This window comes from Neorhizobium galegae (assembly GCF_017877055.1).
Classification (GTDB): domain Bacteria; phylum Pseudomonadota; class Alphaproteobacteria; order Rhizobiales; family Rhizobiaceae; genus Neorhizobium; species Neorhizobium galegae_D.
Genome location: NZ_JAGIPG010000002.1, coordinates 677,914 through 690,481, shown reverse-complemented (window position 1 = coordinate 690,481; position 12,568 = coordinate 677,914). Strand labels below are relative to the sequence as shown.

The following is a 12,568-nucleotide window of genomic DNA, read 5'->3' as shown; positions in this document are numbered from 1 at the left end:
GCGGTTCGTGATCGATCTATGCAAGGCGCTGCTCGCCTGTCTCATCATGGGCGCCGTCTTAAGCTTCTTCGGCATCACGATGCCGTCGCTGCTGGCGTTCCTGCATCTGACGCCGGATGATATCCGGCTCGGGATCGAGAACGCCTATGTCTGGTCGGTGCCGCGCATCGTGCTTGGCGCCGTCATCGTGCTGCCGGCCTGGCTGCTCATCTACATCTTCTCGCCACCGCGTGGAGGCGAGTGAGCCTCAGGTCGTACCACGGGCTGCGACGTGCTCGTCGCGGATACGCCGCATCTCGGCCTGCTTGGTGGTGATCGAGGTGATGATGACGCCGATGGTGACAAGCCCGATCAGGATGGTGCAGATCGCGTTGATTTCCGGCGTGACGCCCAGGCGAACCTGGCTGTAGATCTTGATCGGCAACGTGGTAGCGCCGGGACCTGTGGTGAAGCTCGCAATCACCAGGTCGTCCAGCGACAGCGTGAAGGCCAGCATCCAGCCGGCAATGACCGCTGGCAAGATCAGCGGCAGGGTGATCTTGAAGAAGGTCTTGACCGGCGGGCAACCGAGATCGAGGGCCGCCTCCTCCAGGCTCTGGTCGAAGGTCAGCAGCCGCGACTGCACGACGATCGCCACATAGCACATCGTGAAGGTCGTATGCGCGATGATGACCGTCCAGAAACCGCGATCGATGCCGACCGCGACGAACAACAGCAGCATCGACAGGCCGGTGATAACTTCCGGCATGACGAGCGGCGCATAGATCATCCCGGAAAACAGCATCCGGCCGGGAAAGCGCGCGAAGCGCACGAGTGAGAGAGCCGCGAGCGTGCCGAGCACCGTACCGATCGTGGCGCTGATGACGCCGACGCGTGCCGTTACCCACGCGGCATCCATGAGGCCCTGGTTCGACCACATGGTCTTGTACCATTGCAGCGAGAACCCGCCCCAGACCGTGACGAGCTTGGAAGCGTTGAAGGAATAGACCACCAGGATGATGATCGGGATGTAAAGGAAGGCGAAACCGAGGGTCAGGACGGTGGCGTCAAAGCGGGATGATCTCATCTCAAGCCACCTTCTTCTGCTGGTTCTGGAAGATCATGATCGGCACCACCAGCATGATCAGCAGGATGACCGCCACGGCAGATGCCAAGGGCCAGTCGCGGTTGCCGAAAAATTCCGTCCACAGCGTCTTGCCGATCATCAGCGTATCGGCACCGCCGAGCAGGTCGGGGATGACGAATTCGCCGGTGATCGGGATGAAGCAGATCATCGAACCGGCGATCACACCGGGCAGAGACAGTGGGAAGGTGATCTTCCAGAACGCCTTCCAGGGCGGGCAGCCGAGATCGCTCGCGGCCTCGAGCAGCGTATTGTCCATCTTTTCCAATGCCGAATAGAGCGGCAGGACCATGAAGGGCAGGTAGGAGTAGACGATGCCGATGAAGACGGCATAGTCGGTGCGGAAGACCTGCAGCTGATCGTCGGCGCCGAAGAGGCCGACCGACTGGAAGAGCAGCGTCAGCAGGCCGTCGGGCTTCAGGATGCCTATCCAGGCGTAGACGCGGATCAGGAAGGACGTCCAGAACGGCAGGATGACCAGCATGACCAGCGTCGGCCGCAGCGTCGTCGGCGCGCGGGCCATGGCGAGCGCCATCGGATAACCGATCAGCAGCAGAAGGAAGGTCGAGATCACTGCGATGCGCAGCGAAGACAGATAGGCTTCGATGTAGAGAGGGTCGTCGGTCAGGAAGAGGTAGTTGTCGAAGTCGAGTTCCGAGACGAAATCGCCGATTGCGCCGAACCCGTCAAAAAGCGGCGTGTAGGGCGGCATGGCGATCGCCGTCTCCGACAGCGAGATCTTGAAGATGATCAGGAAGGGCGCCGCAAAGAACAGCAGCAGCCAGACGTACGGCACCGCGACCACCAGCCAGCGGGCGGGATTGGGTTTGTTGGCGGGGTGGGTTTCGGAAACGCTTGCCATCTCCTCGTCCCCCGCTCAGCGCGTCAACACGAGGCCGGCATCGAGCGGCCAGGTGAGCCACACCATGTCGCCGAAGGTGATCGGCCGGTCGACGAGGCGGGAAACGTTGGCCTGCGCCGCGCGCACCACCCGGCCATCCGCGAGCTTCACCAGGAAAACCGAAAAGTCGCCGAGATAACCGATATCCCAGACTTCGCCGTAGACCGCATTGACCGAGGTACCCGCCGGCTGGTCGGGCGAGATGCGGACCTTTTCCGGCCGCACCGCGAAGGCGACCTTGTCGCCCGCGACCGCCGGGCATTCCTGTTCGACCGATACCGCGATGTCGCCGCAATCGATCCTGACCCTGCCCGGTGCGCCGAGTGCGCTGTCGGTCGAAGCGACGGTGCCTTCGAGGATATTGATGTCGCCGATGAAATCCGCGACGTAGCGGCTGTTCGGCGCTTCGTAAATCTCGGCCGGCGTCGCCACCTGCATGATCAGGCCCTTGTCCATGACCGCGATACGGTCGGACACAGTCATCGCCTCTTCCTGGTCGTGGGTGACGATCAGGAAGGTGAGGCCGAGCTTGGTCTGGAGGTCCATCAGCTCGAACTGCGTCTCTTCGCGCAGCTTCTTGTCGAGCGCACCGAGCGGCTCGTCGAGCAGCAGAACCTTGGGGCGCTTGGCGAGAGAACGGGCGAGCGCCACGCGCTGGCGCTGGCCGCCGGACAGCTGGTTCGGCTTGCGTTTGGCGAACTGCTCCAGCTTGACGAGTTTCAACATTTCCTCGACCCGGGTCGCGATCTCGCCCTTCGGCAGACTGTCCTGCTCCAGCCCGAAGGCGATATTCTTTTCGACCGTCATATGCGGGAAGAGCGCGTAAGACTGGAACATCATGTTGGTCGGCCGGCGATAGGGCGGCACGCCGGAAATATCCTTGCCCTGCAGCAGGATGCGGCCCTCGGTCGGCTCCTCGAAGCCGGCCAGCATGCGCATCAGCGTCGTCTTGCCGCAACCGGACGGCCCGAGCAGCGAGAAGAACTCCCGCTCGTAGATATCGAGCGTCAGGTTATCGACGGCGGTGAAGGTGCCGAACCGTTTGGTTATGTTTTCGAAACGAATGAACGGAACCGCCGAAGGATCGGTCCAGGGAGAAAATTTGCGCTTAACCGGTCCAAGAGATTTCGCCATGCCCTTACCCCATTTCGCCCGATGGCTGCCCCAAAAGTATTCGGGGCAGACGTTTCCGCCTGCCCCGCCCTTGATCAGCTACCGGTCTTGATCTGCGTCCAGACCCGGTTCAGGACCCGCTGCTCGCGCGGTCCGTATGGCGAAATGGTGAAGAGTTTCTTGACCACGTCTTCCGGCGGATAGACGGAGGGATTTTCCAGGACTTCCTTGTCGATGAACTTCTGCGAAGCCAGGTTGCCGTTGGCGTATTGAACGAAGTTGGAAGCCTTGGCGATGACTTCCGGCTTCATCAGGTAGTTGATGAAGGCATGCGCCTCGTCGACATGCTTCGCGTCCGCGGGGATCGCGAGGTTGTCGAACCACATATACGTGCCTTCCTTGGGAATGATGAATTCGATGTTGACGCCGTTCTTGGCTTCCTCGGCGCGGGTCTTGGCCTGCAGGACGTCACCCGACCAGCCGATCGTGATGCAGCTGTCGCCATTGGCGAGTTCATCGATATAGGCGGACGAATTGAAGGTCTTCACCGACTTGCGGATCTTGCTATAGACGGCGCCGCCGGCTTCGAGATCCTTGGTGTCCTTGCTGTCAGGGTTCTTGCCGAGATAGTTCAGCGCGATTGCGAAGGTCTCGTCGGATGCATCGAGGATGTTGATGCCGCAGGACTTCAGCTTGGCGGCGTTTTCCGGCTTGAAGAGAACATTCCAGCTATCGATCGGAACATTGCCGAGGGCCGCCTTCACCTTGTCGACGTTATAACCGATGCCGGTCGTGCCCCACATGTAGTTGACGGCATATTGATTGCCGGGATCGTATTTCGCCAGACGCTCGGAAACCACCGGCCACACGTTGGAGAGGTTCGGCAGTTTCGACTTGTCGAGCTTCTGGAAAACCTTGGCCTGGATCTGGCGGGCGAGGAACGGGCCGGTCGGCACGACGACGTCATAACCGGAACCGCCGGCGAGAAGCTTGGTCTCCAGCATCTCGTTGCTGTCGAACACGTCATAGATGACCTTGATGCCGGTCTCCTTGATGAAATCGGTCAGGATCGACTCATCGATATAGTCCGACCAGTTGTAGACGCGGACTTCGCGCTCCTGGGCCAGGGCAGCCGTCGCGGCGAAGGCCGTGGCGGCAACTGCCGCGGCAAGACTGAGCAAATGACTTTTCATGATCTCTCCTGTTCCAGTTTTTTCTGCGCGATCGTAAAATCGCGCCTAATTCCCTTATATTTTCCGTGAGAGTAAAAAGTAATTTTACACCCCACAAGGGGGAATGTGCGCCGCCGCGAAACTCACTGGAAATCGAAGGCGCTGAGGCCCGTCACCATTTCATCCAGACCGAGAGGTCTAGTCACCGGCGGCTCGGCACGGGAGAGGCAACCCTGCCTCTCGCAGAGCCGACAGGCGGTGCCGGCAAGCACCGTGGCCGCCCTCCCCGGCAGTGCCTCGCCATAGACGGTGTCGCCTACGCTCGACAGATCGCAGCCGAGAAGGACTGCAGTGCGCCGTATCCGCTCGCCAAAACCCGCCTGGGGGCCTTCGAGCGTCCTCGACAACGTCAGGAACATCCCGCCATCCGGCATCTCTACCCTATCGACGAGAACCTGACCCGGCTGGAGGAAAGCGGAATGCAGCCCAAGCTTCGGACAGAGCCCGCCGAAACGTGCCTGCGGGAACCCCTGAGCGCCGGCGCGGCGGATCGCGTTGCCGGCGTGGTCGAGTTCCATCAGAAAAAACGGGATGCCCGGCGCACCGGGCCGCGCGAGGGACGTCAGGCGGTTGGCGGCCTGCTCGAACGACACATCGAAGCGCGAGCGCAACACGTCGATATCGTACCTAGCGCGCTGGGCTGCCGCGAGAAAAGCCCCATGGGGCATCATCAGCGCATGGGCGGCATAACGGGCGAGCTCGAAGCGGCCGATGCGCCGCGCCTCATTGGTGGAAAGGTTGAGGTCTTCGAGTTCGGCGGCGATCTCCTGGCCCAGCGCCAGCAACGCCACTTCCATGGCAAGCTCGCGGGTCCGGTCGAACGGCGAAAGCCTCTCCGAGAGAAACAGCCGCATGGAATGGCGGTCGTAACGCCGGCGCAGATTCGGCATGGCATGCACAGGCAGCGTGCGCACCACGATGCCGTGCTCGTTCTTCGCCCAGGCCTTCAAGGCGCCGGGCAGTTCGTCACCGGTTCCGAGCCTGGCCGCGAAGATTTCCGCCGCATCCTCGATGCGCGCGAAGAAGTTGGGGCGGCGCTCCAGCGTCTCACGCACCTCGTCGATCGGGAGGCGCGTGCCGGCAATCGAGGTCTCGTGCCCTTCGCGGGCAAGGAGGTCGGCGAGATCGGAAAGCCGGGCGGCCTGCTCGCGATAGGCGCGATAGAGCTTCATCAGCCCGAGCGCCGCATTGGGAGCCGCCTCCGCCACCTCGATGATTTCCTGGTCCCCGGGGATTTCACCCGCCAGTAGCGGATCGGCGAACACTTCGCGTAGCCGCCCCGCAAGACCACCGCCCTCGCCTTGCAACGCATCGAGATCGACCTTGTAGACGGAGGCGAGCTTCAAGAGGAGCTGGACGGTGAGCGGCCGCTGGTTGCGTTCGATGAGATTGAGGTAGGAAGGCGAAATGCCGAGCGCCTCGGCCATGGCCGTCTGGGTAAGCCCAAGCCCCAACCGTACCCGCCGGACCCGGGGGCCGGCAAAAATCTTTCGCTCTGCCATTTGTCACCCTTTTTACAAATCGGGAAGTCCGTTGGCTTTACTATTTTGACATTTTCACAGAAGCCCTTGTGAAAGACAAGACATCCTAACCCCTTTCCAGGCGTCAATCCGGCATCCTTTCTGGCAGTGCAGCATTTAGTTCTGTAAATATAGTCACATCGAAAACGCATCGAGCGGCTGACGAATTTACATAGGAGGAATGCAATGACAGATTTTTACACACTGGTTCCAGGTGCGCAGAAAGGCCGTTTCGAGGGGATCGAACGTCCCTATTCCGCAGACGACGTCAAGCGGTTGCGAGGCTCGGCGGAGATCCGTTATTCGCTCGCCGAAATGGGCGCCAACCGGCTGTGGTCGCTGCTACGTAGCGAAGACTTCGTCAACGCGCTTGGCGCAATGACCGGTAACCAGGCCATGCAGCAAGTCCGGGCCGGGCTGAAGGCGATCTACCTGTCCGGCTGGCAGGTTGCTGCTGACGCCAATACTGCATCCGCCATGTATCCGGATCAGTCGCTCTATCCGGCCAATGCGGCGCCGGAACTGGCCCGGCGCATCAACCGGACGCTGCAGCGCGCCGACCAGATCGAGACTGCGGAAGGCAAGGGCCTTTCGGTCGAAACCTGGTTCACGCCGATCGTTGCAGATGCGGAAGCCGGGTTCGGCGGGCCGCTCAACGCATTCGAGATCATGAAGGCGTTCATCGAGGCGGGTGCCGCCGGCGTCCACTACGAGGACCAGCTCGCATCTGAAAAGAAGTGCGGCCATCTCGGTGGCAAGGTCCTGATCCCGACCGCCGCACACATCCGCAACCTGACAGCCGCGCGGCTTGCCGCCGACGTCATGGGCACGCCGACGCTGGTGATCGCCCGCACCGATGCGGAAGCAGCAAAGCTGCTTACCTCGGATATCGACGAGCGCGACCGACCCTTCGTCGATTACGATGCCGGGCGCACGGTCGAGGGCTTCTATCAGGTGAAGAACGGGCTCGAACCCTGCATCGCCCGCGCCGTCGCCTACGCGCCCTACTGCGATCTCATCTGGTGCGAAACCTCGAAGCCGGATCTCGAACAGGCGCGGCGGTTCGCGGAAGGGGTCCACAAGGCGCATCCGGGCAAGATGCTCGCCTATAACTGCTCGCCGTCGTTCAACTGGAAAAAGAACCTCGACGACGCGACGATCGCCAAGTTCCAGCGGGAGTTGGGGGCGATGGGCTACAAGTTCCAATTCATCACGCTCGCCGGCTTCCATCAGCTGAACTTCGGCATGTTCGAACTTGCCCGCGGCTACAAGGACCGGCAGATGGCCGCCTATTCGGAGCTGCAGGAGGCGGAATTCGCGGCCGAAATCAACGGCTACACCGCCACCAAGCACCAGCGCGAGGTCGGCACCGGCTATTTCGACGCCGTCTCCGTGGCGATCACAGGCGGGCTTTCATCGACCACCGCGATGAAGGAGTCCACCGAGCATGACCAGTTCCGGCCCGCTGCGGAATAGTCAAAGGCCCGCCCCAGCCCCTCCCCGCAAGGGGGTGGGTGGGGAGAGGCTTCACCCAATTGCAAAGAGGAGAACCGACATGAATATCCAGACCCACGTCAAGGAACGCGCCGAAGAGCAATCGACCGCGATGACCCCAGACCAGCAGGCGGCGATCCGTACGCTTGCCAACGACCTGCATCGCCTCAACCATGCGATCATGAAGGCGGTCGAGGCCGGGGTTTCGGTGGAGCTCGTCCGCTCCGCCCGGCATCACGGCGGCGACGGCCACTGGGGCGACCTGATGATCCCGGTCATCGTCACCAATCGGGTGCAGTGACCGGAAGACACGTCTAGGGCTGGCGGCCCGCAAAGAGCGGGCCGTGAACCCGGACAAACTTCACCATCCGATCGACCACCGCGCGGATGTCCCGGCGGTGGCGATCGTCATTGTTCATGACGATCCACTGGCTGTGCCGGAGGCTCTCGATCTCTCCGCCGACCCGCTCCAGCCGCATGTCCTGGTCGCCGACGAAACAGGGCAGGACTGCGGTTCCGGCCCCGCCCAGCGCCAAATCGCGCAGGGAGCGCGGGCGGTTGACGGTGACCGCCACCTGCGCTGCCCGTTCCTGATGCGGCCAACGCAGATAGGCGGAAATCGCGTCCTCCTCCGAGACAGCAAGCCAGCGGTCGGCAACCGAGGGGTGGGCGCTGCGGGCACGATAGGCCGCATAGGCAACCTCGCCGAGCCTGGTCGCAGCTAGGTTCGGCTCCTCCGGCTCGAATGCGCGGATGCCGATGTCGCTTTCCCGGTGCGCCAGGCTCGCGCGCCGTTCGGCGACATAGAAATCGAGGCGGAAGTCATCGCGCTCCGTGCGGATAAGCGAGAGATTGCGAGTGAACATCCAGGCAAGCCAGGTGCCACAGGCAACCCGCACCAGCGTCGAGCCGGCACCCTCCCGCTTCCAGCTCTCGATGCGGCGGGCAGCGCCTTCCATCTCCATAATCTGGGCAAACAACGCAGATCCGTCGGCGGTCAGCTGATAACCGGTACGGCTGCGCAAAAACAACGGACGGCCGACGGCTTCTTCCAGATCGAGCATCCGCCGCCCGATCGTTGCGGGGCTCAATCCAGTCGCGCCGGCAGCACCAGACAGGCCGCCGAGCCGGGCAACCTGCAGGAAAAGCTCGTAGGCATCCCAATTGACGTTTTTCATGTGTGAAAAATATAGCGAGAATCTGGCGGTACAAGAAGCAGTTTTCCAGGTTTAATAAAGGAGACGATTTCCACGAACGGAGGAATTCCGATGTATGAGAACATCGTCGCAGCCGCCTTTTCGTACCTCTTCCGAACAAATCCCGTTCGTCGCGATATCGCAGCGGAGAACGATTTCTACGAACGTTACGCTCACCCCTACCCGCGCTGGTTCGTCAGCCTGCAGCGGGTGACGGATAGACATAAAACGGAAAAGGGCGGCATCGCTGCCGCCCATGAGATTGGTTCCAGTCCATCCGGTGGCGCAGGCGAAGACCAAAACTCCGACGGCTCCTGCTTTAGGCAATATTACCGGGCGGTGCCGGAGCAGTGTGGCACCCGGTTTCCCGAGGTGCCGCTCACCATCACTTTGACATCGGCAGATATCACGCCGCGCGAGAATAACCCGAGCGGCTATTCGCATCGATGCGGAACTGCTCTACCAGTTCAAGCAGGGCATCCGCCTCGCTTGCGAGGCGTCGGCTTGCTTCCGTCGTCTCGCCGACCATCGCGCCATTCTGCTGGGTCATCTGGTCCATGCGGTTGACGGAGTTGTTGATGTCCTGCAACGCCGCCGATTGATCCTGGCTGGCTGTCGCGATCATTTCCACATGCTGGCTGACGCCGGTGATCTGCTGGCTGATCGATGCCAGCACTTCGCCCGCCTGCTGCACCAACCCGGCACCGGAGCTGACCTCCCGGCTCGACTGGGTAATCAGATCCTTGATCTCCTTGGCGGCGCCGGCGGAACGCTGCGCCAGTTCGCGAACTTCCTGCGCTACGACCGCAAAGCCCTTGCCGGCCTCGCCGGCACGAGCTGCCTCGATGCCGGCGTTGAGCGCCAGAAGGTTGGTCTGGAAGGCGATATCGTCGATGACCTCGATGATCAGCTCGATCTTGCCGGACGCTTCTTCGATACGTCCCATGGCGGCAACCGCGTTGCTCACCACCGTGCCGGAGCTGTCGGCACTCTTCTTGGTGATCGCGACCGCCCGGTCGGCCTCACGGGCGCGCTCGGCCGAGGAACGGACCGTCGCAGTGATCTCGTCGACCGCGGCGGCAGTCTCCTCGAGAGACGCCGCCTGGGTTTCGGTGCGGCGCGAAAGTTCGGTCGAGGAATGGCTTAGGTCGGCGCTGCTTTTCTGGATGGAGAGCGTGCTCTCGCGGATGTGAGAAAGCGTGTCGCGCAGCCGGATGATGGAGCCGTTGAAGTCGGTGCGGAGCTGCTCCAACCGGCCCGAGTACTGTGTCTCGATCGTGCTCGACAGGTCGCCCTGAGCCAGGCGGGCCAGAGCCGCACCCAGTTCGCTGACGGCAGTGTCGATCTGGCGGTCGACACGCTGCTTTTCGGCGTCGTTGCGACGGCGCTCGGCCTCCGTTTCGGCGCGATCCTCGGCGCTGCGGCTCTCCAGCCGTTGTTTCTCGCGCGCCGCTTCCCGGAAGACTTCCAAGGCGCGAGCGATATTGCCGAACTCGTTGCGGCTTTCGGCATAGGGTATTTCGGTAGCGTCATTGCCTTGGGCAAGCGCATGCACGACGCCGGTCAGCACGCGGAGCGGCCGGAGCAAAGCTCGAAGCGCTAACAGGCTTGCTATGCCGACGACGAGAAGAGCGCCAAGCGACGTGCCAATGAGGATATAGCCCAAGGTGGCGATATGGGTGAAATAGACTTCCATCGGAATACCGATGAAAAGCAGGCCGGTGACGCCGTTCGAGGCATCGGTGATCGGGAAATACCCGGTCATGAAATCCTTGCCGAACAAGACAGCCGGCCCGAAATACGCTTCCCCGCGCGCCAGGAACGGCTGCGCCGGGTGCTCCGCGGCAAGCTTGGTGCCGACCGCCCGCTCGCCCTTTTCCGTCTTCACATTGGTCGAGATCCGGACATAGTCACTGCCCTTCTTTTCGAACAGGGTCGCGACGCCGCCGATGGCCGTTGCCGTGCGATCGACCATGTCATGATCTTTCACCGCGCTCTCGGCCTGGCTGACACGGATGACCGTGCCGTCACGGATCTCGCTCTTGGCGCCATCCAATTCCAGATCGTAAAGCAGGCTCATGGTGCGTATTGCCTTGCGGGCATCGTTCTTGGCCGTATCCATGATATCCCCGCGCAGGTAGGTATAAGTGAGGCCACCTACCGCTATCACCGCTACGAAGATCATGAACAGGCAGAGGAGGACAATCCGCGAAACCACGGACGACGGCAGGATTTTGATCATTAAGGCCAGCTTCCCCGCAAAACTATGAACTGGCCGAGTATCACCGGCGGAAGTGAAAATTTACTAAATTTGAATATAGCGCATTAAAGACGCCGCTGAGGCGCGGAGCTGACGCAAACCTGAGCTCCGGAATGCACGAAACAAATAGGCCGGCGCTCCGCGAGCCTGGCTTGAGACCGCCGCCGTTCAGGCGCACGGTGAGATCGAAGAGTGGGTTCTCTTAGAAGAAAAGCGTCGGAAGCGCGAGGAGCGCGGCCGTTGCACCGATGGCGATCGCGAGAAAACGGAGGCGAATGAGCTTCTGGTTATCCTGAACCTTAGCGACTGCGATTGCACGGGCACGGCTGGGTTTCTGCATGGAAACGGCACTCCAAGGCAAGTTGCTCCGGCGCTCCAGCCGCCACCGGCAGGAAGCGCATGCCCGCCTTAAACCACAGGATTTGGCTGGCATTAAGGCAGGATGGCGCGCTCACATTAACAAGTGCTGAATCAACCTATACTACAATGCCTCCCCACAAACATGGCCCGAAGCCCAGGCCCATTGGAAATTGTAACCGCCGAGCCAACCGGTCACATCAACGCATTCGCCGATGAAATAAAGGCCGGGCACTGCCTTTGCCTGCATGGTCTTCGAATCCAGCTCGGAGGTGTCGATACCGCCGAGTGTCACCTCGGCCGTCCGGTAACCTTCCGAGCCGGCGGGTCGGATGGCCCAGTTCTGGATGGAGGCAGCCAGGCCCTCGATCGCCTTGTCGGAAAGATCGGCGAGATGCCCTGTCAGACCGCGGTTTTCGACGAAGAACTGAGCCAGCCGTTTCGGTAACACCTCCGCAAGCACTGTCTGCGCAGCCTGGCGACCGTTGGCCTTGCGGGCGGCCTTGACGACCGCCGCGATATCGAGATCGGGCTCGATCACCAGCGTCACGTCGTCGCCTTCCCGCCAGTAGGACGAGATCTGCAGGACCGACGGGCCGCTCAAGCCGCGATGAGTGAAGAGCAGGCCCTCGCGAAAGACCGTCCTGCCGTGGCGGACTTCGGCCGGCACCGCGATGCCGGAGAGCGGCGAGAGCTTTTCGAGCAGGTTCGGATCCAGCGTCAGCGGCACGAGCGCCGGCCGAGTCTCGACGATCTTCAGGCCGAATTGCCGGGCGATATCGTAGGCAAAACCGGTGGCGCCCATCTTGGGGATCGATTTGCCGCCGGTCGCGACCACCAGGGATCCAGTCTCCACTGGTCCATCTGAGGTACCGATGCGGAAACCCTCGGGCGTCTTTTCGATCGAGGCTATCTGCTTCTGCAGTTCGAGCGTAACGTTCGCCGCCTTAATCTCCGACAGCAGCATGCGGATGATGTCCTTGGCGCTGTCGTCGCAGAAGAGCTGGCCAAGCGTCTTTTCGTGCCAAGCGATGCCGTGGCGTTCGACCATGTCGAGAAAATCGCGCGGGGTATAACGCGCCAACGCCGACTTGGCGAAATGCGGGTTGCCTGAGAGGTAGTTCCTGGCGCCCGCATGGATATTGGTGAAATTGCAACGACCACCGCCGGAAATGCGGATCTTCTCGCCCGGCGCCTTGGCATGGTCGAGCACGAGCACCGAACGGCCGCGCCCGCCGGCCCGGATGGCGCACATCATGCCCGCCCCGCCGGCGCCCAGAACCACCACGTCGAATTTCCGCGTCACCACATGCTCCTTGTTTCAATATCTGCTGTTTTCGATCGGCAACTCAAAGTCAATGGCGTCGCCCTC

Annotated in this window: 12 protein-coding genes; 3 read left to right on the top strand and 9 right to left on the bottom strand. The window is 61.8% G+C overall.

Annotated features, from left to right (window positions below):
* Positions 1 to 7: 7 nt before the first annotated feature.
* Positions 8 to 244, top strand: a complete 237-nt coding sequence (locus J2857_RS13690; protein WP_210010690.1) for a DUF6460 domain-containing protein — start codon at positions 8 to 10, stop codon at positions 242 to 244.
* Between the two features lie 3 nt (positions 245 to 247).
* Here the strand turns inward: J2857_RS13690 and J2857_RS13685 are convergent, their stop codons facing one another.
* The 5 genes from J2857_RS13685 to J2857_RS13665 form a co-directional block, all read right to left on the bottom strand.
* Positions 248 to 1,066, bottom strand: coding sequence for an ABC transporter permease (locus tag J2857_RS13685; RefSeq protein WP_210010689.1), 819 nt, complete (start codon positions 1,064 to 1,066; stop codon positions 248 to 250).
* 1 nt (position 1,067) lies between these two features.
* Entirely contained in the window at positions 1,068 to 1,985 is a 918-nt protein-coding gene (locus J2857_RS13680) for an ABC transporter permease subunit (protein ID WP_210010688.1), read from the bottom strand.
* Positions 1,986 to 2,000: 15 nt separating this feature from the next.
* A complete protein-coding gene (locus J2857_RS13675) occupies positions 2,001 to 3,158 on the bottom strand; it encodes an ABC transporter ATP-binding protein (RefSeq protein WP_210010687.1) in 1,158 nt (385 codons plus the stop codon).
* Between the two features lie 74 nt (positions 3,159 to 3,232).
* Positions 3,233 to 4,330 (bottom strand): polyamine ABC transporter substrate-binding protein, encoded by a 1,098-nt coding sequence (locus tag J2857_RS13670; RefSeq protein WP_210010686.1) that lies wholly within the window; start codon positions 4,328 to 4,330, stop codon positions 3,233 to 3,235.
* Positions 4,331 to 4,452: 122 nt separating this feature from the next.
* Positions 4,453 to 5,871, bottom strand: coding sequence for a helix-turn-helix domain-containing protein (locus tag J2857_RS13665; RefSeq protein WP_210010685.1), 1,419 nt, complete (start codon positions 5,869 to 5,871; stop codon positions 4,453 to 4,455).
* 204 nt (positions 5,872 to 6,075) lie between these two features.
* On the opposite strand from J2857_RS13665, the gene aceA reads away from it, so the two are divergent.
* Positions 6,076 to 7,365 (top strand): isocitrate lyase, encoded by a 1,290-nt coding sequence (gene aceA, locus J2857_RS13660; RefSeq protein ID WP_210010684.1) that lies wholly within the window; start codon positions 6,076 to 6,078, stop codon positions 7,363 to 7,365.
* A gap of 79 nt (positions 7,366 to 7,444) precedes the next feature.
* Entirely contained in the window at positions 7,445 to 7,684 is a 240-nt protein-coding gene (locus J2857_RS13655) for an SMc00767 family acetate metabolism repressor (protein WP_038583760.1), read from the top strand.
* A 13-nt stretch (positions 7,685 to 7,697) separates the two neighbouring features.
* Here J2857_RS13655 and J2857_RS13650 read toward each other — a convergent pair whose 3' ends face one another.
* From J2857_RS13650 to J2857_RS13635, 4 genes are all read right to left on the bottom strand, one after another.
* On the bottom strand, positions 7,698 to 8,561 hold the full coding sequence (locus J2857_RS13650; RefSeq protein ID WP_210010683.1) for a LysR family transcriptional regulator: 864 nt from the start codon (positions 8,559 to 8,561) through the stop codon (positions 7,698 to 7,700).
* Positions 8,562 to 8,985: 424 nt separating this feature from the next.
* Entirely contained in the window at positions 8,986 to 10,821 is a 1,836-nt protein-coding gene (locus J2857_RS13645) for a methyl-accepting chemotaxis protein (RefSeq protein WP_210010682.1), read from the bottom strand.
* Positions 10,822 to 11,041: 220 nt separating this feature from the next.
* A complete protein-coding gene (locus tag J2857_RS13640; protein ID WP_210010681.1) occupies positions 11,042 to 11,179 on the bottom strand; it encodes a hypothetical protein in 138 nt (45 codons plus the stop codon).
* A 141-nt stretch (positions 11,180 to 11,320) separates the two neighbouring features.
* On the bottom strand, positions 11,321 to 12,502 hold the full coding sequence (locus J2857_RS13635) for an NAD(P)/FAD-dependent oxidoreductase (RefSeq protein ID WP_210010680.1): 1,182 nt from the start codon (positions 12,500 to 12,502) through the stop codon (positions 11,321 to 11,323).
* Positions 12,503 to 12,568 lie beyond the last annotated feature (66 nt).

Bases quoted from the DNA above. Each gene is read 5' to 3' on its own strand.
- J2857_RS13685 (WP_210010689.1), bottom strand. From the start codon at position 1,066: ATGAGATCATCCCGCTTTGACGCCACCGTCCTGACCCTCGGTTTCGCC.
- J2857_RS13680 (WP_210010688.1), bottom strand. From the start codon at position 1,985: ATGGCAAGCGTTTCCGAAACCCACCCCGCCAACAAACCCAATCCCGCC.
- J2857_RS13675 (WP_210010687.1), bottom strand. From the start codon at position 3,158: ATGGCGAAATCTCTTGGACCGGTTAAGCGCAAATTTTCTCCCTGGACC.
- J2857_RS13670 (WP_210010686.1), bottom strand. From the start codon at position 4,330: ATGAAAAGTCATTTGCTCAGTCTTGCCGCGGCAGTTGCCGCCACGGCC.
- J2857_RS13665 (WP_210010685.1), bottom strand. From the start codon at position 5,871: ATGGCAGAGCGAAAGATTTTTGCCGGCCCCCGGGTCCGGCGGGTACGG.
- aceA (WP_210010684.1), top strand. From the start codon at position 6,076: ATGACAGATTTTTACACACTGGTTCCAGGTGCGCAGAAAGGCCGTTTC.
- J2857_RS13655 (WP_038583760.1), top strand. From the start codon at position 7,445: ATGAATATCCAGACCCACGTCAAGGAACGCGCCGAAGAGCAATCGACC.
- J2857_RS13650 (WP_210010683.1), bottom strand. From the start codon at position 8,561: ATGAAAAACGTCAATTGGGATGCCTACGAGCTTTTCCTGCAGGTTGCC.
- J2857_RS13645 (WP_210010682.1), bottom strand. From the start codon at position 10,821: ATGATCAAAATCCTGCCGTCGTCCGTGGTTTCGCGGATTGTCCTCCTC.
- J2857_RS13640 (WP_210010681.1), bottom strand. From the start codon at position 11,179: ATGCAGAAACCCAGCCGTGCCCGTGCAATCGCAGTCGCTAAGGTTCAG.